The organism is Antrihabitans spumae, from assembly GCF_043944905.1.
Lineage (GTDB): Bacteria > Actinomycetota > Actinomycetes > Mycobacteriales > Mycobacteriaceae > Antrihabitans > Antrihabitans spumae.
This window is the reverse complement of the sequence record NZ_JBIMSN010000106.1, coordinates 42,245-65,720: the sequence shown is the minus strand read 5'-3', so window position 1 is coordinate 65,720 and position 23,476 is coordinate 42,245. Positions and strand designations below refer to the sequence as shown.

The 23,476-nt window shown below is 63.8% G+C and carries 22 protein-coding genes and 1 riboswitch; of the genes, 13 read left to right on the top strand and 9 right to left on the bottom strand.

All coding sequences use genetic code 11. The features are described 5' to 3' along the window. Positions 1 to 7: 7 nt before the first annotated feature. Positions 8 to 934: an AraC family transcriptional regulator gene (locus tag ACHIRB_RS22385; RefSeq protein ID WP_395115112.1), complete on the bottom strand. Its 927-nt coding sequence runs from the start codon at positions 932 to 934 to the stop codon at positions 8 to 10. A 118-nt stretch (positions 935 to 1,052) separates the two neighbouring features. Between ACHIRB_RS22385 and ACHIRB_RS22380 the strand changes: the two genes are divergently transcribed. After that, a complete protein-coding gene (locus tag ACHIRB_RS22380; RefSeq protein ID WP_395115110.1) occupies positions 1,053 to 1,928 on the top strand; it encodes an NAD(P)H-binding protein in 876 nt (291 codons plus the stop codon). 4 nt (positions 1,929 to 1,932) lie between these two features. Beyond that, complete coding sequence (locus ACHIRB_RS22375) at positions 1,933 to 2,430, top strand: anthrone oxygenase family protein (RefSeq protein WP_395115108.1); 498 nt, start codon at positions 1,933 to 1,935, stop codon at positions 2,428 to 2,430. On the opposite strand, the gene ACHIRB_RS22370 is transcribed toward ACHIRB_RS22375, so the two are convergent. Then, positions 2,427 to 3,383, bottom strand: coding sequence for an alpha/beta fold hydrolase (locus ACHIRB_RS22370; RefSeq protein WP_395115107.1), 957 nt, complete (start codon positions 3,381 to 3,383; stop codon positions 2,427 to 2,429). The genes ACHIRB_RS22375 and ACHIRB_RS22370 overlap by 4 nt on opposite strands. A 382-nt stretch (positions 3,384 to 3,765) precedes the next feature. Here ACHIRB_RS22370 and ACHIRB_RS22365 point away from each other — a divergent pair, with 382 nt between their 5' ends. The 3 genes from ACHIRB_RS22365 (at position 3,766) to ACHIRB_RS22355 (ending at position 8,576) form a co-directional block, all read left to right on the top strand. After that, positions 3,766 to 6,300, top strand: a complete 2,535-nt coding sequence (locus tag ACHIRB_RS22365; protein ID WP_395123493.1) for an ATP-dependent Clp protease ATP-binding subunit — start codon at positions 3,766 to 3,768, stop codon at positions 6,298 to 6,300. A 129-nt stretch (positions 6,301 to 6,429) separates the two neighbouring features. Further along, positions 6,430 to 7,950, top strand: a complete 1,521-nt coding sequence (locus ACHIRB_RS22360; protein WP_395123494.1) for an LVIVD repeat-containing protein — start codon at positions 6,430 to 6,432, stop codon at positions 7,948 to 7,950. Positions 7,951 to 7,967: 17 nt separating this feature from the next. Next, entirely contained in the window at positions 7,968 to 8,576 is a 609-nt protein-coding gene (locus ACHIRB_RS22355) for a DUF305 domain-containing protein (protein ID WP_395123495.1), read from the top strand. 2 nt (positions 8,577 to 8,578) lie between these two features. Here ACHIRB_RS22355 and ACHIRB_RS22350 read toward each other — a convergent pair whose 3' ends face one another. From ACHIRB_RS22350 to ACHIRB_RS22340, 3 genes are all read right to left on the bottom strand, one after another. Then, positions 8,579 to 9,040 (bottom strand): hypothetical protein, encoded by a 462-nt coding sequence (locus ACHIRB_RS22350; RefSeq protein ID WP_395123496.1) that lies wholly within the window; start codon positions 9,038 to 9,040, stop codon positions 8,579 to 8,581. A gap of 133 nt (positions 9,041 to 9,173) precedes the next feature. Beyond that, positions 9,174 to 9,980 (bottom strand): CbtA family protein, encoded by an 807-nt coding sequence (locus tag ACHIRB_RS22345; protein WP_395115099.1) that lies wholly within the window; start codon positions 9,978 to 9,980, stop codon positions 9,174 to 9,176. Further along, positions 9,971 to 10,117 carry a CbtB domain-containing protein gene (locus tag ACHIRB_RS22340; protein ID WP_465254665.1) on the bottom strand — a complete coding sequence of 49 codons (147 nt, stop codon included), beginning with the start codon at positions 10,115 to 10,117 and terminating at the stop codon, positions 9,971 to 9,973. Before ACHIRB_RS22340 ends, ACHIRB_RS22345 begins: the two co-directional genes overlap by 10 nt. After that, a riboswitch (cobalamin riboswitch) is annotated at positions 10,112 to 10,331 on the bottom strand. (Overlaps the previous gene by 6 nt.) Before the next feature lie 131 nt (positions 10,332 to 10,462). Between ACHIRB_RS22340 and ACHIRB_RS22335 the strand changes: the two genes are divergently transcribed. Beyond that, complete coding sequence (locus tag ACHIRB_RS22335) at positions 10,463 to 10,858, top strand: hypothetical protein (protein WP_395115098.1); 396 nt, start codon at positions 10,463 to 10,465, stop codon at positions 10,856 to 10,858. 82 nt (positions 10,859 to 10,940) lie between these two features. Next, entirely contained in the window at positions 10,941 to 11,567 is a 627-nt protein-coding gene (locus tag ACHIRB_RS22330; RefSeq protein ID WP_395115096.1) for a DUF305 domain-containing protein, read from the top strand. 75 nt (positions 11,568 to 11,642) lie between these two features. Here the strand turns inward: ACHIRB_RS22330 and ACHIRB_RS22325 are convergent, their stop codons facing one another. After that, positions 11,643 to 13,781 (bottom strand): heavy metal translocating P-type ATPase, encoded by a 2,139-nt coding sequence (locus tag ACHIRB_RS22325; protein WP_395127776.1) that lies wholly within the window; start codon positions 13,779 to 13,781, stop codon positions 11,643 to 11,645. Between the two features lie 218 nt (positions 13,782 to 13,999). Here ACHIRB_RS22325 and ACHIRB_RS22320 point away from each other — a divergent pair, with 218 nt between their 5' ends. The 3 genes from ACHIRB_RS22320 to ACHIRB_RS22310 are packed head-to-tail and all read left to right on the top strand — an operon-like array spanning position 14,000 to position 18,775. Next, positions 14,000 to 15,766: a hypothetical protein gene (locus ACHIRB_RS22320; protein WP_395123498.1), complete on the top strand. Its 1,767-nt coding sequence runs from the start codon at positions 14,000 to 14,002 to the stop codon at positions 15,764 to 15,766. A gap of 1 nt (position 15,767) precedes the next feature. Continuing rightward, a complete protein-coding gene (locus ACHIRB_RS22315) occupies positions 15,768 to 17,603 on the top strand; it encodes a hypothetical protein (protein WP_395123499.1) in 1,836 nt (611 codons plus the stop codon). Beyond that, complete coding sequence (locus ACHIRB_RS22310; protein ID WP_395123500.1) at positions 17,603 to 18,775, top strand: PucR family transcriptional regulator; 1,173 nt, start codon at positions 17,603 to 17,605, stop codon at positions 18,773 to 18,775. The genes ACHIRB_RS22315 and ACHIRB_RS22310 overlap by 1 nt, the downstream gene beginning before the upstream one ends. A 13-nt stretch (positions 18,776 to 18,788) precedes the next feature. On the opposite strand, the gene ACHIRB_RS22305 is transcribed toward ACHIRB_RS22310, so the two are convergent. Then, entirely contained in the window at positions 18,789 to 19,097 is a 309-nt protein-coding gene (locus tag ACHIRB_RS22305) for an antibiotic biosynthesis monooxygenase family protein (RefSeq protein WP_395123501.1), read from the bottom strand. 47 nt (positions 19,098 to 19,144) lie between these two features. Here ACHIRB_RS22305 and ACHIRB_RS22300 point away from each other — a divergent pair, with 47 nt between their 5' ends. After that, positions 19,145 to 19,885, top strand: coding sequence for an alpha/beta fold hydrolase (locus ACHIRB_RS22300; RefSeq protein ID WP_395123502.1), 741 nt, complete (start codon positions 19,145 to 19,147; stop codon positions 19,883 to 19,885). On the opposite strand, the gene ACHIRB_RS22295 is transcribed toward ACHIRB_RS22300, so the two are convergent. Then, positions 19,843 to 20,772, bottom strand: a complete 930-nt coding sequence (locus tag ACHIRB_RS22295) for an HhH-GPD family protein (protein ID WP_395123503.1) — start codon at positions 20,770 to 20,772, stop codon at positions 19,843 to 19,845. The two genes, ACHIRB_RS22300 and ACHIRB_RS22295, sit on opposite strands and share 43 nt — an antisense overlap. 98 nt (positions 20,773 to 20,870) lie before the next feature. On the opposite strand from ACHIRB_RS22295, the gene ACHIRB_RS22290 reads away from it, so the two are divergent. Beyond that, positions 20,871 to 21,494, top strand: coding sequence for a carbonic anhydrase (locus ACHIRB_RS22290; protein ID WP_395115087.1), 624 nt, complete (start codon positions 20,871 to 20,873; stop codon positions 21,492 to 21,494). A gap of 96 nt (positions 21,495 to 21,590) precedes the next feature. Further along, entirely contained in the window at positions 21,591 to 22,292 is a 702-nt protein-coding gene (locus ACHIRB_RS22285) for a hypothetical protein (RefSeq protein WP_395115085.1), read from the top strand. A 4-nt stretch (positions 22,293 to 22,296) separates the two neighbouring features. Here the strand turns inward: ACHIRB_RS22285 and disA are convergent, their stop codons facing one another. Continuing rightward, positions 22,297 to 23,376 (bottom strand): DNA integrity scanning diadenylate cyclase DisA, encoded by a 1,080-nt coding sequence (gene disA, locus ACHIRB_RS22280; RefSeq protein WP_199705016.1) that lies wholly within the window; start codon positions 23,374 to 23,376, stop codon positions 22,297 to 22,299. Positions 23,377 to 23,476 lie beyond the last annotated feature (100 nt).

Genomic DNA, 23,476 nt, shown 5'->3' with positions numbered 1-23,476 from the left:
ATTGTCGTCACGCGCCGAGTCTGTGTTCGCGTGGACTTACCCCGTGTTCGCGCTTGAAGGCCGTACTCAGCGCGAAGGCGCTGCCGTAACCCACTTGTCGGGCAACGGTTTCGATGGTCGCATCCGATTCGCGGAGGATGTCCGCAGCGAGCGCGAGACGCCATTCGGTGAGGAAAGCCATGGGTGATTCGCCGACAAGTTCGGTGAAGCGTTTGGCGAGCGCGGCGCGGGACGCACCCACTTCGGCCGCGAGATTCGCCACTGTCCAGCCGTGCGCCGGATTGTTCTGCATCAGCCGAAGTGCCTTGCCTATCAAGGGGTCCGCATAGGCGTGATACCAGGCGGGTGCATCCTCGCGCGCAAACCAGGCTCGCAGTGCCGCAATGAGCAGCAGATCGAGCAGTCGATCGAGCACAACACCTTGTGCGGGTTCGTCTCTGCCGATCTCGAGTTCGAGCAATTGCAGTAGGGGACCGCTCAATTCGCCGTTTCGCAGGACCGCGAGCGGAGGCAGTGAGCGCAGTAGTCGCTGGCTGACCGCTCCGGCCATCTCGTAGGTTCCGGTCACGATCATGTCTTCGCCTGCCGGATTGGTTCCCCAGCTGCGGATGCCCAAACTTAATGTTTCGCAAAGTATTTCACCGTCCGGCGTCATCGTGACCTGGCCCGGCGCGATGATGATCTGCGGTTCGGTAGCAGGATCGTCGGCGACCGTATAGGCCTCCGGGCCACGGCAGATCGCTATGTCGCCTGCGGCGAGTTGGGTTGTGCTCCCGTCGTCCTGACATATCCACGCGTCACCGCGCAGCACCACGGCGAGGGTGAGTGGCGCTTCGTCCTGCACACGCAACGACCACGGCGGATCCAGGATCGAACGCATCAGAAACGCCCCGCGAGCGCGGGGGCCTTCGAGCAGGCTCGCAAGCACATCCACGCCGTCGATCGTAGACGATCGAACATGGAAACGAGAGTCTGAGCGATGGATCGTCTCGCCGAGCCGAACTGTAATTGGAGGCACAACGAAGGAACACCAACACGAAAGGCTCGAAACAATGACGATCAAAGGGACGATCAAAAGGACGATCGATACGAACTCCACGATCTTGGTAGTTGGCAGCACCGGCAAGACCGGCCGTCGCGTCGCGGAGCGATTGAGCGACCTCGGCTACAACGTTCGCCACGGCGCACGCTCGTCGGACGTTCCCTTCGACTGGGAGAACCGCGAGACCTGGGGCGCCGCGCTCACCGACGTCGACGCTGCCTACGTCACCTACTTCCCCGATCTCGCAGCGCCGGGATCGATTGCCGACATGCAGGCATTCACGGAGCTGGCCGTCGCACGTGGCGTGCAGCGGTTGGTCCTGCTCTCCGGCCGGGGTGAGGAAGATGCCGAGGCCTGCGAACGGGTCGTCCAGGCCGCAGGCCTCGAGTCGACGATCATCAGGGCGACGTGGTTCGCGCAGAACTTCAACGAGTCGTACTTCTTGGAGCCGATCCAGGCAGGCGAGGTCGCATTGCCGGTCGGTTCGGTCGCCGAGCCGTTCGTCGACGCGGACGACATCGCCGACGTCGCCGTCGCTGCACTGACCGACGACCGGCATGTGGGCGAGCTGTACGAGCTGACGGGTCCGCGGCTGCTCACCTTCGCCGATGCCGTTGCCGAGATCGCCTCGGCGACTGGTCGCGCGATCGGCTTCGTTTCCATGACCGCGGAGGAGTTCGCCGCGGGTCTCGCTGAGCAGGGTGCGCCCGAGGAAGTGGTCGGTCTGCTGATCTACCTCTTCACCCACGTCCTCGACGGTCGGAACGCTTCGCTCGCGGACGGCGTGCAGCGAGCACTCGATCGAGAGCCACGCGACTTCAAGGTCTTCGTCGCAGACGCTGCGGCAACAGGCATCTGGGCCGCAGCGACAGAGCAGCGAGAGTAACGCCATGCAGACGATTCGCACCCTCACATTGATTGTGGCAACGCTGACCTCCGGCTTGCTTGCCGGCGTGTACTACGCCTACGCGACCTCGGTGATGCCTGCTCTGAACCAGGCCGACCCTCGCGCAGCCGTCGATGTGATGCAGCGGATCAACGCCGTGATCGTGAATCCGATGTTCATGCTGACGTTTCTCGGCGCCCCCCTCGTCACCGTCGGAGCGGTTGCCTTGCTGCTCGGCAAGGACAGCAGAGCTGTGCTCGTGTGGGTTGCCGTCGCTGCCGGCCTGAACGTCGTTGCCACGATCGTCACCTTCTCGCTGAACATTCCACTCAACGATCAACTCGACGCTGTGGGCGATCCGAACCTACTCACCGATCCAGCTGCGGTATGGCAGGACTTCTCGTCCTGGACGAACTGGAACATCGTGCGAGCCGTTCTGCACACAGCCGCGTTCGGGGCTTCGACCTGGGCGCTGGTTTTGCTCGGCAGAACCACCGACTAGGCGACGAGGGCGAGTCCCGCGGTCTCGTTCGACGTGGTTCCGCCGACCCGGGTGAGCAAACGAACGATCGAATCGGAGACCAGCGTCGGCTGCTCGAGAATCACCGAGTGGCCGGCGCCTTCGACGATCACCAGATCCGAGTACTCGACCTGAGCGGCCATCGAGATCGAATGCGACGGCGGCGTCATCAAATCGGCGGATCCGCACAGCACGAGTGTCGGGATCGCGGAGAGCAGATCGAGCGAGTCCGTCTCGTCGTAGGTCATGAACGAGCTGAGGAAGGTGGCCATCGTGACGATCGGCGTCGCGTTGTGCATCGCGTTGGCGAGGGCAAGGACGCGGGGATTGACCTTGCGGGTGCCGAACTCGGCGGAGCGAACGACAGGTGCGAACACCTTGCAGCCGACGCGCTTGGCCTTCTGCATCGTCACGGGCGAACGGCGGACGGCAGCTTGGAAGAGCGAGACGACGGGGTTGCGGAGCACGCGACCGAAGCCGGCCTCGGTCAGTCCGTTGGCGGCGGTGGCGATCAGCGCGACACCTGCGACGCGGTTGCCGATCTCGTGCGGGTACAGGCCCGCGTAGGTCAGTGCCGTCATGCCGCCCATGGAATGCCCGACCAGCACGACCGGTCCGGTCGGGGCGACCGCGTCGAGGACGGAGTGCAGATCGTGGGCGAGCTGAGTGATCGTGTACGTCCCTGCGGGGGCTTCGGCGGAGTCGCCGTGGCCGCGGTGATCGTAGGAGACGATGCGGGCGTCGGGGAACTGTGCACGCAGTGTCGAGCGAACGTAGGTCCAGGACTCGGTGCGCAGGCAGTGCCCGTGCAGGAAGACCACGGTGAGTGCGGCGTCGGCGGACCCGATTTCGCGAACCGCAAGCAGTACGCCGTCGGCCGTCGTCACCATGCCACGACGTTCCACCGCTTCGGTGATCGTGTTCGTGATCGACATGGTGGGCTCCGGCTTTTTCGGGGGAACTGGACGGGGTGCGATAGCACTCACTCTGCTCCGGGAGGCGCTGCCGAATAAGGACCCCGAGTGCTGAGCGGAGGCACCCCGGGGGTGCGACTATCCCCACCTAGGTGCGCGGAGGGCTCGGGTGATCGCGTCGGAGCGCTCCGGCGAGGCTTGTTCGCTGTTGGCGTACAGGAATGGAAACGAAACCCCTAGCTGCGGCGTTAACTACGTATGCCGGCATTCACAGCCCGCCTAAATGGGTGGACGAGCGGCGGGTCGAATCCTGGGCAACTAGAGTAGTACCGGGGGACTGGAACCTTGACAGGTTCGGCGATCGATCCGGAGGCAGTGCCGGGCAAGAAGTGAGGGAGAGCAGATGTTCGAGAGGTTTACCGACCGCGCACGTCGCGTCGTCGTCCTGGCCCAAGAAGAGGCCCGGATGCTCAACCACAACTACATCGGCACCGAGCACATCCTGCTTGGCCTCATCCATGAGGGTGAAGGCGTAGCGGCGAAGTCTCTGGAGTCGTTGGGCATCTCCCTCGAAGGCGTGCGCAGCCAAGTCGAGGAGATCATCGGTCAGGGCCAGCAGGCCCCGTCCGGCCATATTCCATTCACACCACGCGCCAAGAAGGTGCTCGAGCTCAGCTTGCGCGAAGCTCTGCAACTCGGGCACAACTACATCGGCACGGAGCACATCCTGCTCGGCCTCATCCGCGAGGGTGAAGGTGTAGCAGCGCAGGTGCTCGTCAAGCTCGGCGCCGATCTCAACCGGGTCCGGCAGCAGGTCATCCAACTGCTGTCCGGCTACCAGGGCAAGGAACCGTCCGAGTCCGGCACCAGCCGTGGCGAGGCAGGCACGCCGTCCACGTCACTTGTGCTCGATCAGTTCGGCCGCAACCTCACGCAGGCTGCGCTCGAAGGCAAGCTCGATCCTGTGATCGGCCGCGCCAAGGAGATCGAGCGCGTCATGCAGGTGCTGAGCCGCCGCACCAAGAACAACCCTGTCCTGATCGGCGAGCCCGGTGTCGGTAAGACAGCGGTTGTCGAAGGCCTCGCGCAGGCCATCGTCAACGGCGAGGTTCCGGAGACGCTGAAGGACAAGCAGCTCTACACGCTCGACCTCGGTTCGCTCGTTGCAGGCAGCCGCTACCGCGGTGACTTCGAGGAGCGCCTCAAGAAGGTGCTCAAGGAGATCAACACCCGCGGCGACATCATCCTGTTCATCGACGAGCTGCACACGCTCGTCGGCGCGGGTGCTGCCGAAGGTGCAATCGACGCCGCGTCGATCCTCAAGCCAAAGTTGGCTCGTGGCGAACTGCAGACCATCGGTGCAACGACCCTCGACGAGTACCGCAAGTACATCGAGAAGGACGCTGCACTCGAGCGTCGGTTCCAGCCGGTTCAGGTCGGCGAGCCGACTGTCGAGCACACGATCAGCATCCTCAAGGGACTACGCGACCGGTACGAGGCGCACCACCGGGTGTCCTTCACCGACAGCGCTCTCGTCGCGGCTGCAACGCTGGCCGATCGCTACATCAACGACCGGTTCTTGCCGGACAAGGCGATCGACCTCATCGACGAGGCGGGCGCCCGGATGCGTATCCGCCGGATGACCGCACCGCCGGACCTTCGCGAATTCGACGACAAGATCGCCGATGCCCGTCGCGAGAAGGAATCTGCGATCGACGCGCAGGACTTCGAGAAGGCAGCGAGCCTGCGTGACAAGGAGAAGACCCTCGTCGCACAGCGCGCAGAGCGTGAGAAGCAGTGGCGCTCGGGTGATCTCGACGTCATTGCCGAGGTCGACGACAACGAGATCGCAGAGGTCCTCGGCAACTGGACCGGCATCCCGGTCTACAAGCTGACCGAGGAAGAGACCAGCCGTCTGCTCCGTATGGAAGACGAACTGCACAAGCGGATCATCGGCCAGGAAGACGCTGTGCGAGCTGTGTCGAAGGCGATCCGTCGTACTCGTGCAGGCCTCAAGGATCCCAAGCGTCCGTCGGGCTCGTTCATCTTCGCCGGCCCGTCCGGTGTCGGTAAGACCGAGCTGTCAAAGGCGCTTGCGAACTTCCTGTTCGGAGACGACGACGCTCTGATCCAGATCGACATGGGCGAGTTCCACGACCGCTTCACCGCGTCGCGGCTCTTCGGTGCACCTCCCGGCTACGTCGGGTACGAAGAGGGTGGCCAGCTCACCGAGAAGGTCCGCCGTAAGCCGTTCTCCGTCGTTCTGTTCGACGAGATCGAAAAGGCACACCAGGAGATCTACAACACCCTCCTGCAGGTGCTGGAAGACGGCAGGCTCACCGATGGCCAGGGTCGTACGGTCGACTTCAAGAACACCGTGCTGATCTTCACGTCCAACCTCGGTACGTCCGACATCTCCAAGGCGGTCGGGCTCGGCTTCACGCAGTCCAACGCTGCCGGGTCGAACTACGAGCGGATGAAGCAGAAGGTCAACGACGAGCTGAAGAAGCACTTCAGGCCGGAGTTCCTCAACCGTATCGACGACGTCATCGTCTTCCATCAGTTGACGACCGACCAGATCGTCCAGATGGTCGACCTGATGATCGCTCGTGTCGGGCGCCAGCTGGCAGGCAAGGACATGGACATGGAGCTGTCCGAGCGGGCGAAGTCGCTGCTCGCGAAGCGTGGCTTCGATCCCGTCCTCGGCGCTCGTCCGCTGCGTCGCACGATCCAGCGCGAGATCGAGGATCAGCTCTCGGAGAAGATCCTGTTCAACGAGATCGGACCCGGCCAGACGGTCGACGTCGATGTCGAGGGCTGGGACGGCGAAGGCACGGGCGAAGATGCGAAGTTCACCTTCAAGGGTCGCCCCAAGAAGGTGCTCGTCGACATCGCTGCAGACGATGCAGCCCCCGCCCCGGTCCTGACCAAGGACTGAGGCAGCTACACCGCTCGTGAGTCCTTTCGGAGGTCCCGACCTCCGAAAGGACTCACGAGCGTTTGCGTTGCAGCTCGAATTATGTGAATAACGTGTCATGGACGCGCCGGGCAACTACGCTCTGGTTTCATGGACGGTGTAAGAAGTCGCAAGCCGATCGGCATCTTCGCTCTTACGCTTGGAGTTGTTCTTGCAACCCCTGGCACAGCGGTAGCCGACCCGGTCGGCGACTTTTTTGCTGTGCACCGGACCGCCGTCGCCCGAGCCGACTGCGGACCCGGGTCGGCGCCTGAGCCCGGGCTGCAGGGCGAGGTCCCGCTCGCCGATCGAGACAGCGGCCGCAGTCAGACCGCGTACTCGTGCAACATGAGCCTGATCGGCCAGTACCAAGGCGAAGGTGCCGGGATTGTCAGCCCGACCTACAAGAACTGCTCGTACACCGGATCCAATTGGCCGACAGGGTTTTTGAGCCCGCATCCCGGCGTCCAGGTGATCGACGCCTCCGATCCGGCAAACCCGCGTATGACGGCGAACCTCACCGAACCGGCAATGGATGGCGGCACCTGGGAATCGTTGAAGGTCAACGAGAAGCGTGGCCTCCTCGCCGGTACCGGTACCGGAATCTTGGTCGGCGCCGGCTACTTCTCGGTGTACGACATCTCGCAGGACTGCGCACGTCCTCGCCTGCTCAATCCTGGAACCGGCAGCAATCTGACGATGCCGATTCCGATCACGACGCACGAGGGCGGCTTCTCACCTGACGGCAATACCTATTGGGCCGCAGGAACCGTCGGTGGCTTGCTGCACGCGATCGACATCAAGGACCCAACCAATCCGCGAGTGATCTGGTCCGGATTCACCGGACTGGAGAACCACGGGTTCGGTGTGAGTCCCGACGGCAACCGGCTCTACATCTCCACCCTCGGTGGCATCACCGTTCTGGATGTCAGCGCCGTGCAGCGCCGCGACCCCTACCCGAACGTTCCGCATATCTCGCGGCGATTCTGGATCGACGGCCAGATCACGCAGCACACGATTCCCATCGAGAAGGACGGTCGCCAGCTGTTGCTGACGGTCGACGAGGCGGGTTCGGGCGGCGTGAAGATTCTCGACGCCACCGACGAGCAGAATCTGCAGCTGGTCAACACCATCAAGCTGGAGATCAACCTGCCACCCAACGCCGACCGCTGGTCGCAGTCGGCGGCGGGGAACAGCGTTTTCGGCTACGACGCCCATTACTGTTCGGTCGACCGGCCTGTCGATCCGACGGCGCTGGCGTGTGGCTGGATTCAGTCGGGCATCAGGGTGTTCGACATCCGAGATGTGAACGACGTCAAGGAGATTGCGTACTACAACCCCGGTGGCGAGGCAGGCAAGAACGGCGTTCTGGTGAACTCCCTGCATGCAACGGTCGGTAATCTTGCGGCGCCGCCGCTGATCGGCACCATCGCGATCGCTCGGGCAATCGTCGAGGGTCAGATCTCGGCAGGTGAAGTGCTCAGTCCACGTTCGCATCTGGTGATCGCCGACATGAGTGCCGACTGGTGTATGTCGCCGCCGGAGTTCCACGGCGATCAGATCTGGGTCAGCTGCATGGACAACGGGTTCATGGCGTTGCAACTCGACAACGGGGTGTATCCGCCGAAGTGAACAGGCGTCGAGGTGTCGTGGTCGGAGCCGTTGTTGTCGCGATGGTGATCGGCGTTGCGCTCGGTCTTCTGATCGGCAGACCTGGTTCGACCGACGATGGCGGTCCGGTACTCGGCGCCGTCGAGATCGGGTTCGCGCAAGACATGTCGGTGCACCATGAGCAGGCAGTGTCGTTGTGCGACAACCTGGCTGCAGATGTCGATGCGAAGGTCGGTCAGATCTGCTCAGGCGTTCGGGCGAATCAGGGTCGTGAGATCGGGATGCTTCGAGGCTGGCTCGAACTCTACGATCTACCGCAGTCGTCGCCGACTCCCATGGCCTGGATGGGTTCCGAACATCATGGCGGCCATGGCAATTCGGCGAGCGGGATGCCGGGTATGGCGACTTGGATGGAAGTCGACGAACTTAGGCGACTCAGCGGCCGCGACGCGGAAGTTCGCTTCCTGCAACTTATGCTCCGCCACCATCAAGGCGGGCTGGACATGGCGGGTTACGCGGCCGGTCACACCGACATCGCACCGATCGAACGGATTGCGACGGGAATGGTCTACGAGCAGACGCAAGAGGTTCTTGTGATGGACCAACTACTGCGAGATCGCAGTTCCGCAGCGCTGCCATACCCGTAGAGCTATCCCCGTCCGGCGAAACGGTCGCGCGCATCGCGTCGAAACATGTACCGCAATGCTGCTACGACAGCGACGATGTGGACGATTCGGACGACGCCGATCAATACGGACACCGGATCGAGGTCGTCGATCAGTTCGCCGAAACCGTTGGCGGACAGTGTCGCCGCCATCGGCTCGACGACGAGCGACGCCAACCCGACAGTGCCGAGTCCGACGGCCAGCGTTGTGCGGGCCCACCCGTCGCCTGCCCGCAGACGGAAGGCGATACCAAGAACCACAAGGTAGACGAGAGCGCGAATGCCGAGCCCCGAGGCGAGCGCGCCGACGTCGGAACCTGGATCGTCGAGTTCGACGGCAGTTCGCAGGACCGCCTCGACCGCACCGGCGGTGACGGCGACGACAACGGCGACGACAGCTCGCTCTACCGAAACCGAGGTGGATGGCGTGAGAACTGTTGCGGTCATGGAGAAATCCTGCGTCCGCACTTCGGCGCGCCACATCAACCCGTGGTGGTGATTCGATGTCCCTCTCAGGTATGACCCACGGCAACGAAAAGCGGGCCCGCCGTTGGGCGGGCCCGCTATCCTCGGTGTCGTATCAGCGAGTGGCGGAGAGCTTTTCGGCGTCCGAACGCTGACGGGTAGCCAGATCGGTGAGGACGGCGAAGGCGAGACCGAGGCCGATCCACAGCGTTGCCTGTGTGGCAAGTGACGACAACCGGAATTCCCACAGCAGCGTGGCAGGGAAATCAGGACCGACTTCGTTGACGCCCGGCAGCAGCACGTAGCCGAGCACGACGATGGCGAGGAACGACGCGACCGGTGCAGCGAGGCGAACGCTGAACTGCTGCGTTGCAACGATCTTCGACACGTATGCGGCTGCCGCGATCGCGGCGAGACCGAGGATCACAGCGGCAAGCCAGAGCAGCGTGCGTTTGTTGATGGTCTCGGGATCGCCGACCGCGGGTGGGTTGGCCGGATACTTGAAGAAGGGCACTGCTTCGATGGCGAGCCAGCCTGCGGTTGCAAGGGTCACCGCAAGCACCGGTCCCGGGAGGTTGACCACGCGGCGTGCGTAATGCGCTGTTGCCGCGAAGATGGCACCGAGGGCGAGACCCGCCAACGCTGTCGCGAGGAACAGGCCGCCCTTCTGGCCGTCCCTGGATACGAGCGCATCGTCGCCGTGCGAGTGGCCCTCGGTAGCTTCGTCACCGTGCGAATGACCGGCGACCGCCCCCGCGTCGTCGTGTGGCTCGGCGGCAGAGTTGGCCTCTTCGATCGCGATGGCCGCGTCGACATGCGGTTCGCCGATGAAGAACGCGACACTGCCCGCGAGGAGGCCGGCGATCAGGCCGGCGAGCAGACCACGAATGAGGAGGGTTTTGAGAGTTCCGGTCAGTGGCACGGAAGCCCCAGCAGGTGACGACCGTCGTGCATCAACTCGTGCAGATACATACCGCTGCGCGAGATGGTGCCCTGGTCGAAACCGACAAGGTACAGCGTGAGCAGTGCCATAAGCACGACACCTACTGTGATCAACAGCGTGCCGACCGAATCGGTCGCCTGGCTGGGAGTGTGTGCAATTGCCATTTGGATCCTCCTGGGATTACGCGTCCCGATCGAGCGAATTGCAATGGTGGGGCGTCTGGCTGACCAGCGAGTTTGCGCCGGATCACAGTGGCGCGACCGCTCCGGATTTGCACCGGAATTACCGCTTCACCATTACGTTGTCATCGGCACTTTCGCACCTGTGAACTGGTGGTGTCAATCGTAGAACGCGGCAGCTCGCGTCGTGCTGTAAATGCTGCGCAATCACGGCACCACTCTGCAGACTCGGCCCGCCGAGCCTTGATACCCCCAGTAGGTATACCAGGTAGGGTGGAAGACGTGTATCCAGTGATCCGACGACGTCGACGAGGCACAGTCTCGGCGACCGGATTGCTGATTGCACTGACAGCGTTCGGTGTGTTGTCGATGCACTCGGTGACTGCTACTACGTCTATGAGTGGCGGTCACGCCTCGATGGCGGCGGTGTCCCCGGTCGACAATTCGATCCCGGTGGCGTTCGGCGAGCACCGTTGCCCGTCGGTGCATCAGATGACGCATCCGTGCGCGGGCACTGTGACGTCGTGGCCTGCATTGACAGCGCCGACCTCGCGCGTCGGCATCGAACTCTTCCCCGCAGCAGTGGACGGAATCGGCGGCCGAACCCAGTCGCCGATGGGACGCGCGCCACCGTGGGCCGTGTGGGTGTTGGATCGATCGGTAACTTTGCGAGTGTGACAGGGAGTCCGAGATGTGTAGTCGTCTCGGCGGGTCGTTAGGCCTTGATTCCTGTATTGACCACTCTTGCAAGGAGTTTCACATGCGTACCAAAATCAGTACGACGCTCGCTGCTGCCGCAGTCAGCGCGTTCGTCGTCTCCGGCTGTACCGACAACCCGACCGATTCGTCGATGGAAGGGCACTCGATGGCCCCTTCGTCGACGGCGCAAAACTCGACACCCCCGGCTCCTGCGTCCGTGGAGTTCAACGATGCCGATGTGATGTTCGCGAAGATGATGTACCCGCACCATGCACAGGCTGTCGAGATGGCTGCGATGGCAGTCGGCCGCACAGACAATCAGGAGGTGCTGTCGTTGGCTGCGGCGATCGAATCCGCACAGCAGCCGGAAATGGACCAATTGACGGCGTGGCTGGCCCAATGGGGCCAGCCGGCACCCTCTGCAGACATGGGTGAGATGAGCGGAATGGATCACAGTTCGCAGAGCGGCATGATGACTCAGCAGGACATGGATGCGTTGATGTCGGCGTCCGGTCCGGACTTCGACCGGCTGTGGCTGACGATGATGGTTGCCCACCACACGGGTGCGATCGAGATGGCGAACGTCGAAATCGCGCAAGGTTCCAATCCTGATGCCATAGAGATGGCTCGCACGATCGCCGAAACTCAGCAGCGGGAGATCGACGCTATGCGGCAGCTTCTCGGCTGACCTGATCCGCTTGCGAGGAGAAGGCCGCACCCTCCGCTCGGGGTGCGGCCTTCTCCTGCGGGATTCGGCCGATAGCTATCGACTGGTTCTGCTCGTCCCGGCGTCATGCCCGTGACGGCCGGTGACGGCGTCCGGCGTGAGGTCGAGTCGGCGCAACAATTGTGCGTTGGCTGCCACGACGATCGTCGAGAGGGACATCAGGATTGCCCCGACGGACATGGGGAGTACGAATCCGACCGGTGCAAGCACGCCTGCCGCAAGTGGAACGGAGATGAGGTTGTATCCCGCTGCCCACCAGAGGTTTTGCTTCATCTTTCGGTAGGACGCTCGCGAGAGTTCGATCACCGACAGGACCGACCGTGGGTCGTCGCTGGCCAGGATCACTCCGGCCGATGCGATCGCGACGTCGGTTCCCGCGCCGATCGCGATGCCGACGTCGGCCTGGGCGAGTGCGGGCGCATCGTTGACGCCGTCACCGACCATCGCGACGGTCCGGCCTTCTGTTTGCAACGCAGCGACAGTGTGCGACTTGTCTCCTGGTTTCACCCCGGCGAAGTAGCGGTCCACGCCGAGCTCGGTGGCGACGGACTTTGCGACGGCGTCGGCGTCACCGGTGATCATGACTACCGTGATGCCGCGGTCGTGGAGCGCGTCCACCGCGGCGCGTGACTCGGGCCGGATCTCGTCGGCGAGCTCGAGTGCTCCGATCACGACACCGTCCGCGAGGACGTGCAGAATGATCGCCCCTTCGGCGCGCCATTGGTCGGCGACTGCGAGTTCGATCGCGTGCTCCTGCTCGAGGAGGGCGGGACCACCGACCTGAACTCGGGTTCCGTCGACGTCGGCCGACGCTCCGACAGCCGGGGAGGACCGAAACTCGGCCACGGCAGGGACTGTCAGGTTCCGGTGCCGTGCGGCGGCGACGATAGCGCGTGCGAGCGGATGCTCGGAATCTGCTTCCGCTGCAGCGGCTAGCGCAAGGACCTCGTCAGCAGTGCGGCCTGCGGTCACCTCGACGGCGGTGACGGTCGGTTCGCCTTTGGTCAGGGTGCCGGTTTTGTCGAAAAGCACGGTGTCAACGGTCCGCATGGTTTCGAGTGCCAATCGGTCCTTGACGAGGACGCCGCCTCGGGCTGCTCGTTCGGTGGCGATCGAGACCACAAGCGGAATGGCAAGGCCGAGTGCGTGCGGGCAGGCGATGACCAACACGGTGATCGTGCGTATGACGGCGTCGTCGCCCATCCCGAGTTGCGTCCACACAACGGCGGTGATAGCTGCTGCTCCGAGCGCGAACCAGAACAACCACCCTGCTGCGGTGTCCGCGATGCGTTGTGCTCGTGACGTCGAATTCTGGGCGTCGGCGACCAGCCGACCTATGCCAGCGAGGGTGGTGTCCTGTCCGACTGCGGTGACCTGGACACGAATGCCGGAGTCGGTTGCCACGGTCCCTGCGACGACCTGATCGCCGTCTCCGCGGCGGACGGTGCGCGATTCTCCGGTGATCATCGATTCGTCCATACTCGCCGACCCGGAGACGATGGTGCCGTCGGCCGGCACCCGCCCGCCGGGGCGAACGACGACGACGTCTCCGAGTTGCAGTTGGTCCGGAGCCACCGAGACGACGTCGTCGCCCTCGACCCGTTCGGCTGTGTCGGGCAGCAGAGCGGCAAGTGAATCAAGGGCGGACGTGGTCTGCGCTAGCGAGCGCATCTCGATCCAATGACCGAGCAACATGATCACGATCAGCAATGCCAGCTCCCACCAGAAATCGAGCTGGTGGTCGAGCACGCCGAGGCTCGCTCCTATCGAGGCAACGAACGCGACCGTGATCGCCAATGCGATGAGAAGCATCATTCCCGGTGTACGCGAACGTATTTCGCTGACTGCCCCGGTGAGGAAGGGTGATCCACCCCAGACGAACATGACCGTGCCGAGGACGGGGGAGATCCAGGCGATCCACGCGGCGTCGGGTAGTGAGTAGCCGGCGAGCATCGCGAACATGTCGGAGGCGAATACCACTGGCACCGCGAGCGCCAACATGATCCAGAACAAACGTCGGAACATGCCGACGTGATCGCCGTGACCCGCATGGCCGCCGTGCCCCGAGTGCTCCGAGTGCACTGAATGGTCGGCTGGAGAAGGGCCGTGCTCGGAACTGGCGTGGCCCGGAGCTGTGGCGGTCGTTCCGATATCGGCGTGGGTGTGGTTGGTCATTTCTGCGCTGTCCTTCGGTCGAAACAGATACCCCTAGGGGGTATAACTCGTGACTCGGACTATACCCCCTGCCCGTACTTCCGAAAAGCCCCGATAGAAGATCGACGCTTGGAAAATCGCACAACCCCTCCATTGCCCGTTGGCACAGTGCCTAATGACATGACGGGACATCGCTGGCACCGTCAGTGCACATGAACAGTGCGGTTCGGAGTAGAAGCTTGTCAGCGGGTCGAACCCGCAATCGGTCGGTGGCGGCCTTCGTCGCCTGCCTGCTCGGGTTGTCGGTCGTCCAGGTGGTAGCTGCGCCCGGTGTGAGCGCAGCGCCGGTCAGTTCGGCGACCGACCGCCAGGAGCGCCCGGTGTACTCGCGTGACGGGATCGCCGTCACCTACGTGAGCTACCTCCTGCCTCTACCCGCAGACGCGCCGGCGCATCCCGCGGAATGCGATCGGGTCGGCTTCCTGCGCTACCGCGTCGCGGATGGCCCGACGAATTCACGCGACGCAGACCACGTCGTCGTCCAGCAGCAGGGACTCGGCGGCGGTGCCATCAACTCCGACGGTGTGTCGTTCAATACCGTCAACTCCGCCCGTAACCTCGGCACCGACATCGAGTACTGGGCTCTCTCGCGCCGCAGCGCCTGCCTCGACGAGAAGTTCGGCTTCGACGTCGCCCTGCGGACCGGCAACTATCTCGACGCAGTCGACTACTACTTCAACGGCAAAGAACTCGACGGGCAGAAGTTCCCCGGCTTCAAGCAGTCGCACGACCTGCAGGTGACGGACTGGATGGGCATCGAGCGCATCGTTCGCGACCAGTACGAGATCATGCTCGCCGAGCTTCCCGAGCAGGCGGAGCGGCAACAGAAGTTCGTCTGCACCGGAATCTCACTCGGCGGCTTGGTTACCGGGATGTTCGCCGACTGGGATTTCGACGGCAACGCTGCAACGAACGACGACGCCGGCTTCAATCAATGCGCGGCGTTCGCGGCCCAGGACACGATGATCACCTCGGATCCGGTCGCGATACAGAACACCCCCTTCTTCCGTGACGTCACCGACGTCATCGTCGGTACCGCCAACGGCGTCCTGCAGACCGGATTCCGTGCCGGTGTCTTGCCGCGTACTCTCGGCCCCGCACCGGTCATCGGAACGAAGGCATTTCTGATCTACCGCCTTGCAGGCTTGGCCGCGCATCTCGAGCCGGACGCGGAATCCCAACTGCTGAGCCATCTTCCGCACGACCTCGAAGTGGATCTGACGCTGAACACCCTGTTTGCTCCGACGTGGAGTTCGTTTGTCACCAACGGTGCGGACGGCTCGGGAACGATACGCGATTTCCGTTTCACCAACGACGCTCTGCTCGGCGTCTTCATCGACAACAACTCGTCCAACTTCTCGCTACTGCAGCAAGGTATCGGTGCGCTCGACGGTGGACCGGTGCAGGACAAGTCGTTCCCGAATCCAGGCGAGGTCACACAGATACCTCTCCTCGGCACCTACCTGCGGTTGAGCGCGGGTTCGCAGAAACGGGTCGCTCCGACCGACCGCACGGTGCTCTACACCTGGCGCAACTACGACGACGTTCGCGGTGTTCCGTTCACGGCGCCGAATCATGAGGTCGCTGATATTCGAGATGTGGCAAGGCAATTGGCGACCGGCGGTCCGACTGCGTATTGGGAGACGTACTTCCCGTCGCGCGTGGTCGTCGACATCGGCGCGGGCTTCGGCGGCGCGCGGAGCGGTGAAATGGTGAATCTGCGGTACGACAACATGAGTCGCACCAAGCCCAATTTCGCGGCGTTCGCCGGCGACGGTTCGATCGGAGGCACAGCTGGCGTGCTCTTCCCGGCTCCCATGCTGTCCCAGGTGAATACCTTGCCCGGGTACAACCACATCGACACGATCGGTGCGGCCGCGATCCAGAACAACGGCCAACCCGACTACAGCGGTCAGTACCTCGCCGAGTTCATCAAGGGACTCTGAGGTGACAACGCGTAAAGGCCACTGGCTGATCGGCGCCATTGTTGTTGCGCTGCTGTCGGGTTCGGTGTTGGTGGAGACTCCCATCGAGGCCACTGCGGCACCGATCGTGCCCGGCGTACCCGACCGAGAGGTCGTCACACCGGTCACCGGCGACCCGGCTCTCGGTGACGACGTCGAGCAGACCTATGTGCGACTGCACTATCCGAGCCCGTTCTCGACGGCGAACCATCCGGAGGAGTGCGACTGGATCTCCTACCTCCGATACCGCTCGACGAAGGGGCCGAAGGACTCCGCGAAGGCGGATGCGATCCTCACCATGCAGCCGGGCCTGTACTCCGGTGCCGCCAACCTGAATACGCAAGCGCCGCAGGTTGTTCGGAAGGCGGCGGCGCAGGGTAAGTACGTCGAGTATCTCTCGATCGACAGGCGAGCGAACTGCGCGGAGGACCGTACGGGGTGGGCCGCCGCCGAGGAGGCGGGCGACTATCACGTCGCAGCGAACTACTACTTCGGTGGTGCCGAGATCGACGGCAAGAAGTATCGGTACCAAACCCCGCAGGACCTTGCCTTCCTCGGTGAGTACGGTCTGGCGCTGACCCTGGACGACTGGCGTGCCGTCATAGCGCACGTACTCCCCAACGAGGCGGACCGCACCAGGTCCTACTGCGGCGGCCATTCGCTCGGGGCGTTCCTCGTCGGTCCGATGATGGCGTGGGATTTCGACGGCAAACGCGAGACCGAGGCGGACGCGGGCTTCAACCTGTGCGGCGGCGGCAGCGTGCCGTTGGACGGATTCGCGATGACTGATCCCGCGGGTCTGGAAGGTACGGGGCTGCTCGACGAGTTTCTATCGACCGCAGGCGGTTTCGTGCGTAAGGGCGTCGACTACCTGCTCGCGAACGGTCTCGGCGTCGGTCAGCTACCTGTCATAGCTGTGTCGGAGGTGATGAACACCTATCAGCTGGCTGCCATGGCCGCGGCACAAGATCCGAGCGGTGAAAGCGATCTCGGCAGAATCGTCCCTGCGGATCTGCGGACCGAACCGTGGATGCGGCTGTTCTACGGGCGCGACTACCTCGATCTGTTCACCGGATCGAATCTGCCCCGCGATTTCCGGATCACCAACACAGCTGCCCTCGCAATGTTTTTCGATCAGAACTCGGCGGAATACGTCCTACAGACCGGAATGGGGTTCTACGACTGCCCTGTGCAAGGTAAGACGTACCCGATTCCGAACGGCCTTGCGTCGGTGCCGATTCTCGGCCCCACGATCTTCGTCATCCCGCAGCGCGTCGGCTTCGGACAGAACTACACCCCCGCCGACAAATCAGCGTTGTGCGGCTGGAGGAATTACGACGCCGTCGCCGAATCGAGCATCGACGGACCGGATCTCGGCCACGGTCCACCGACCGACCAGGACCACGAAGTGACCGACGTGCATCAGTTCGCGCGGTCGATGAACCCGGGCGGGCAGCCGACCGATTTCTTCGAGCTCTACACGCCGATCAAGTTGATCACCGACATGGTCTTCGCGCTCGGAGTGGGTCGAGACGGCGATCTCGAGCACCTCGAATACCGATCCGGCGGCGTCCTCGATTTCCTGCTGCACCTCGGCCGCTGGCAGAGCACACCGGCGGGCACACGGAACCTCACGTTGCTTTCGGGGGATTCACCGGTGCAGAACGCGGGTTTGGGTGGACTTCTGCCGTACAACGCCAAGTTCCTACCCGGCTACCGGCACTATGACGTAGTGACCGCAGCCGAGAAACAGAACAACGGCGTACCCGAACTCGCCAGTTCCTACATCGCGGGGTTCATCACGAAGCCTGTGTCGTGATGACGCGGCCAGAAGCGGCGAGGCTACCCGCCGACGTCGTTGCGGCCATGCGTACCAGAGCGGCTGCGCTGATCGGGGGGTTCTCCGCAGCGTTGCCGCCCTACGAACAGGTGCCGGCAGCTCTGGTGGAGACGCAATTCGTCGAGGGTGCGAAGGCGAACGTCGAGGCGTTCTTCGAGTGTCTGGAAAACGGCTTCCCGCTGCCGGCCGACAAACTTGCCGTCATCACCAATCTGGCGCTGCAACGCGTTCGTGACGGGGTGCCACTGGAAACCGTTCTCGGTACCTACCGCGCTGGTGCCGCCTTTCTGTGGGCGGAACTGGAACGTACGTCCGATGACGACGAACTGGCTGCATTGCGTGCAGTCGGTCCGCTGTTGATGGAGTACGTCGCGACGGTGACGTCGCACGTGGCGGTCGCGTGTATCGACCACGTCAGCGACCCGTTGTGGGAACAACGTGACCGGCGCCGCGCGATGATCGACGCGCTGATCGACGGTCGCACCCCACGAGAGTGGATGGACGACGGAACCGTTGCGGTCGCGGACGCGTTTCTCGTCGTGGTGTTTGCGGTCGGGGCATCGGCGAATCCGGCTCTGGCCGCGATGGTGCGCAGCAGGCTGGACCGGATTCCAGGCGCGTTCGCGAGGCTCGATCGCACAGGCTGGACCGCGCTTGTGCCGCTTGCAGGCTCCGTGGAGAACACCGCGGCCACGGTGGCGAATCGCTTGCAGAAGACGGAATCGACACCTCCGACGGACGGGTTGTGGATCGGCGTCGCCCCGGCAAAGACGCACGCAGACATACCGACCGCAGTTCGGGATGCAACCAACGTCGCGTCGATCTGCCGACATCTCGACAGGCACGGCATAGTGACGCGGCCAGAGGACGTACTCGTGCACTTTGCGTTGCTGAGCGGGGTCGGCGTGCGGCGCTATCTCGCCGATGTGATCGATCACCTGCGCGCGCAGCCGACGCTCGACGAAACCCTGACCGCGTTCTTCGACAGCGACTATAACCAGATCGCTGCCGCCCGACGACTCGGGATCCATCGCAACACCGTGACCTATCGACTCACGGGTGTTGCGACGCTCACCGGCTTGGACCCTATGCGACCACGGGAGGCGATGGTGCTCCTCGCCGCTCAGTTGGTCGCGTCGTTGCAGGACTGATCAGGTGTGGGTGTCAGCCCTTGGCTGCGACGTCGAGGACAACCTCGAACTCGAGTAGCGAGGCACCGGAGGCGACGGGCTTCGCGCGCTCACCGGAATGGGCCTCACGGGCGGGCCCGTCCCGCCATGTTGCGAAGGACTCCTCGGAGTCCCATTGCGTCACAACGAAATAGCGATCGTCGCCCTTGACTGGACGGAGCAATTGAAAGCCGAGGAAGCCCGGCGAATTCTCGACTGCGTGCGCACGCGCAGCGAATCGTTCTTCGAGTTCGGGTCCCGCGCCTTCGGGGACCTCGATTGCGTTGATCTTCACGACTGCCATGCTTGAAAACAGTACCCGGCCGACCGAACCGAGAGGGGTGCGCGAAGGTGTTGCACGACGAAGGTGGCTCGGGAGCCCCGATCGTGCTGTTGCACGGGCTGATGGGCAGCGCTCGCACCTGGCGTCGTCACGTCCCGTGGTTGCGTGAGCACGGCCACGTCTACACCTTCGACGCCGCAGGCCACGGCAGGCCCGCGCCGCAGCACTTGACCACCGAAGCGTTCGTCGACGACCTCGCGGCTGCGCTCGCGCCGATCGACGAGCCGCTGACGGTGATCGGGCACTCGATGGGCGGTCTACACGGTTGGTGCTTCGCTGCGGCGTACCCCGATCGGGTGACCGCGCTCGTCGTCGAGGACATGGCTCCGGACTTCCAGGGGCGGACTGCCGCGCACTGGGCGGCGATGATCAAGGCGTGGCCGCAACCGTTCCGAACGGAAGCGGAGCTCTTCGGCTTCTTCGGAGACGTTGCGGGACAATACTTTCTGGACTCGTTCAGTCATCGCTCCGACGGCTGGTACCTACATGGCGACGTGGACACCTTTCGCGACATCTCCGAGGAATGGGGCACGCGGGACTTCTGGGCGCAGTGGCAGGACGTCCGCGTGCCTGTGTTGCTGATCGAAGGCGAGTACACGATCACCCCGGAGGGGCAGATGCAGCGAATGGCTGATCTGCACCCCGATTCGACCTACATCCGCATCGCCCACGCTGGGCACCTCGTGCACGACGACCAGCCGGACGCCTATCGCGTCGCGGTCGAAGAATTTCTCGGCGGGCTCGGCTGAGCACCCTCACCCGCCAGGGCGAAGAGGCCATCGTCGGTCTGCTCGATCAAACCGTCGACAAGTAGCGAATCCAGCGCGCGATCACGCTGGGCAGGGTCCTGCGGCCAGACGATGTCCAGGCGCGCCTTCTCGACCGCCCCACTCCCGGCGCGCAACACGTCGAGCAGTTTGCCCCGGACCTGCCTGTCGGTCCCTGCGAACTTCTGCACCTTCTTCGGCGCAGCCGTGGACGGGGGTTTGCCCGCGTCGACCCACGCGCAATCCGGCAGCGGACATCGAGCGCAGTCGGCCGAGCGTGCCGTGCAGATGACCGCGCCGAGTTCCATCAGTGCGGCCGACATCGTCGCGGCGCGTGCGGTATCTGTCGGCAGCAGCGCTTCGACGTCTGCGAGGTCGCGCGTCGTCGACGGATTGCCTGCGTCCACAAGGCCGTGCACAGCGCGTGCGACAACTCGGCGAACGTTCGTATCCACGACGGGCACCCGGGCGCCATAGCAGAAACAGGCAACAGCGCGCGCGGTGTAAGCGCCGACGCCCGGCAAAGTTAGTAGCGCATCGACATCGGAGGGCACGACGTCGTCGAAATCGGCTGCCAGAACGCGGGCACACTCGTGCAGGCGCAAGGCACGGCGTGGATAGCCCAATTTTCCCCAGGCTCGCAGCACTTCGCCCTGTGAGGACCCGGCCATCGCGGACGGCACCGGCCAGCGTGCCACCCACTGCTCCCAGATCGGCGCGACCCGCGAAACCGGTGTCTGCTGCAGCATCACTTCGCTCATCAGGATCTGCCAGCCCGTCACTCCAGGACGCCTCCACGGCAGGTCACGAGCGTTGTCGCGGTACCACTCGAGCAGCTCCTCGGTGCCGTTGCCCTTGCTGAAAGACACGGTTCTCACAACCTCCCTGCAGCCGCTGTCGGTGAGAGTTTCCGCATGCTTTACGCGTCGAACTCGCTGGTAACCTGCAGAATATGCACAATGGCACCATGCCGAATGCCAACCCGATCAGCGCCTGGAAGTCCCTACGTGAGGGCAACGAGCGATTTGTTGCCGGAGCTCAGGAGCATCCTAGCCAGGGTGCGGCCTATCGCGCGCAGCTCGTCAACGAGCAGCATCCGACCGCCATCCTGTTCGGCTGCGGCGACTCCCGCGTCGCTGCCGAGATCATCTTCGACCAGGGCCTCGGCGACATGTTCGTCGTTCGGACAGCAGGCCATGTCGTCGACAGTTCCGTACTCGGGTCGATCGAGTACGGAGTGGCGATTCTCGAGGTCCCGCTGATCGTCATTCTCGGTCACGACCGCTGCGGTGCCGTGCAGGCGACACTCGACGCCCTCGACCGCGGCAAGGTCCCGGACGGATTCATCCGCAGTGTCGTCGAGCGCGTCACACCGTCGATCCTGATGGGCCGCAACGAGGGTTTGACGACGGTCGACGAGCTGGAAACCCGCCATGTGGTCGAAACCGGGTCACTGATCATGCAGCGTTCTCGGATCATCGCCGATCGAGTCGCGTCAGGTAAATGCGCCATCGCGCACGTCACCTACAAGCTCGCAGACGGCAAAGTTCAGCTGCACGGTTCGCTCGGTGACATCGGCGAGGTCGTCTGAGGGCGTCTGTATACGAAATAGGGCTGTGACGCGTTCGATGCCGACACGCCGAGCCAGGTCGCTCGCTCACCAGGTCGAGACACCTACCGTGTAAACGTGTTGGAACCGACCGGACCGCTGCCACCCGAAATCTATTGGCGTCGTCGTATGCTCGCGATCGGCGTCGCGGTGGTCGCGGTGGTCCTCGTGGTCTGGGCCGTCAGTTCGATCGGCGGGGACGAATCGCCCGACACCACCGCAGCTGCCGCGAGTTCTTCGTTGACGCTGCCTTCTGCCGCATCGTCGACCTCGGTTGTCGACACCGGCCAGCCCGGTAGCTCGGGCGGCGGTTCGGGGTCGGGCTCGGATTCGAGCGAAACCTCGCCGGCTGCTGGGACGCCGACATCGGCAGCCCCTGTCGCACCGGGACAGTGTCCCGATCAGTCGCTCGCCATCAAGGCCACCGTCGAGCAACCGACCTACCAGGTCGGTCAGGAACCCGTCTTCGGCATCGTGATCACCAACATCTCGCCGACGCCGTGCGAACGCGAACTCGGCGCGGGCTTGCAGCAGGCGATGGTCTACACCATCGACGGCCAAGTTCGGCTGTGGTCGAACATCGACTGCTTCCCGAACCCGGAATCGCGCATCCAGCAGCTCAAGCCGGGCGAGCAGGCACTGTTCACGGTCAAATGGTCGGGGACGACGTCGCAGCCGGATTGTGCAGGCGATCGTGCTCCCGTCGCACCCGGCGCCTACACGGTCGTCGCGCAGCTCGGGGCATTGCGCAGCGGTCCGGAGCCGTTCAATATCGCGTGAGTCGTTAGTCGTACGGACCCGAGATGCTCGCCTCCGCGAGCCTCGACAGTCCTTCGCGGATGTGGCGCGCCCAGCTCTGACCGATACCGTCGACCGTTTGCAGGTCGCCGGCAGTGGCAGCCAGAATTCCTTGCAACGAGCCGAATGAACCTACCAGCCAATGGATTTGGTGAAAAGGCAGCCGTGGAACGCGCGTCAGCACGCGGTAGCCACGTGGATTCATCGGAGTATCGAGCGCCTCGATGGTCGGGGGATAGCCGAAGATCTGCGACAGCATCGTGAGATCGAGCAGGTCGACGTCGGTGAGTGTGTCGACGGATTCCAGCGTCTCGTCGATTGCCTGCCCGCTCGGCGGTTCCTGCCCGGCCAGGTAGTCACGGATGAGCAGCTGTCGCGCAAATTCGTTGTCGCCAACCAGTTCTTCGAGCTGCAAAGCCAATTGCCGCCCGTCGGTGCCGAGTTCCAGGACGTCCTGCTCGATCTCGACCGAGATTCGACGGACCATCTCGAGTCGTTGCACGACGGTAAGGGCATCGCGAAGCGTCACGAAGTCTTCGATCTCGACGACCGATAGTTGCCGATTAACTTCGTCGAGACGGGCCTTGTACCGTTCCAGCGTTGCGACCGCCTGGTTCGCCCGCGACAGGATCGTCGCAGAACCTGCCATCACGTGGCGGATCCCGCCGACGTACACGCTGACGATGCTCATCGACTGGCTGACCGACACCACCGGAAAGCCGGTCATGATCGCCGTGCGCTCGGCCGCGCGATGCCGGGTGCCGGATTCGACGGTGGGGATCCTCGGGTCGGGAACCAGCTGAACGTTGGCGCGCACGATGCGCGCGGCATCGGTCGAAAGCACAACCGCGCCGTCCATCTTCGACAGTTCACGAAGCCGGGTCGGTGCGAATTCGACGTCGAGTGAGAAGCCACCGTCGCAGATGGCCTCGACGCTCGGGTCGTAGCCGAGCACGATCAATCCGCCGGTTCGGCCACGCAGAATCCGTTCGAGACCGTCGCGCAGCACAGTGCCGGGGGCCAGTCGGGCGATGGCGTCGCGCAAGGCAGCTGTCGGCTCTTCCACGTCACCCTCTCCCTCATGGTTGGTTCGCTATGGTCGGTCGCGCAAGTTTCGAGCTTGCACCCGAACATGTGTGCACCTCAGATTACGCATGCGTGTGTGC

Coding starts and splice junctions, on each gene's coding strand:
- ACHIRB_RS22380 (WP_395115110.1), top strand. CDS start 1,053: ATGACGATCAAAGGGACGATCAAAAGGACGATCGATACGAACTCCACG.
- ACHIRB_RS22375 (WP_395115108.1), top strand. CDS start 1,933: ATGCAGACGATTCGCACCCTCACATTGATTGTGGCAACGCTGACCTCC.
- ACHIRB_RS22370 (WP_395115107.1), bottom strand. CDS start 3,383: ATGTCGATCACGAACACGATCACCGAAGCGGTGGAACGTCGTGGCATG.
- ACHIRB_RS22365 (WP_395123493.1), top strand. CDS start 3,766: ATGTTCGAGAGGTTTACCGACCGCGCACGTCGCGTCGTCGTCCTGGCC.
- ACHIRB_RS22360 (WP_395123494.1), top strand. CDS start 6,430: ATGGACGGTGTAAGAAGTCGCAAGCCGATCGGCATCTTCGCTCTTACG.
- ACHIRB_RS22350 (WP_395123496.1), bottom strand. CDS start 9,040: ATGACCGCAACAGTTCTCACGCCATCCACCTCGGTTTCGGTAGAGCGA.
- ACHIRB_RS22330 (WP_395115096.1), top strand. CDS start 10,941: ATGCGTACCAAAATCAGTACGACGCTCGCTGCTGCCGCAGTCAGCGCG.
- ACHIRB_RS22325 (WP_395127776.1), bottom strand. CDS start 13,781: ATGACCAACCACACCCACGCCGATATCGGAACGACCGCCACAGCTCCG.
- ACHIRB_RS22310 (WP_395123500.1), top strand. CDS start 17,603: ATGACGCGGCCAGAAGCGGCGAGGCTACCCGCCGACGTCGTTGCGGCC.
- ACHIRB_RS22305 (WP_395123501.1), bottom strand. CDS start 19,097: ATGGCAGTCGTGAAGATCAACGCAATCGAGGTCCCCGAAGGCGCGGGA.
- ACHIRB_RS22290 (WP_395115087.1), top strand. CDS start 20,871: ATGCCGAATGCCAACCCGATCAGCGCCTGGAAGTCCCTACGTGAGGGC.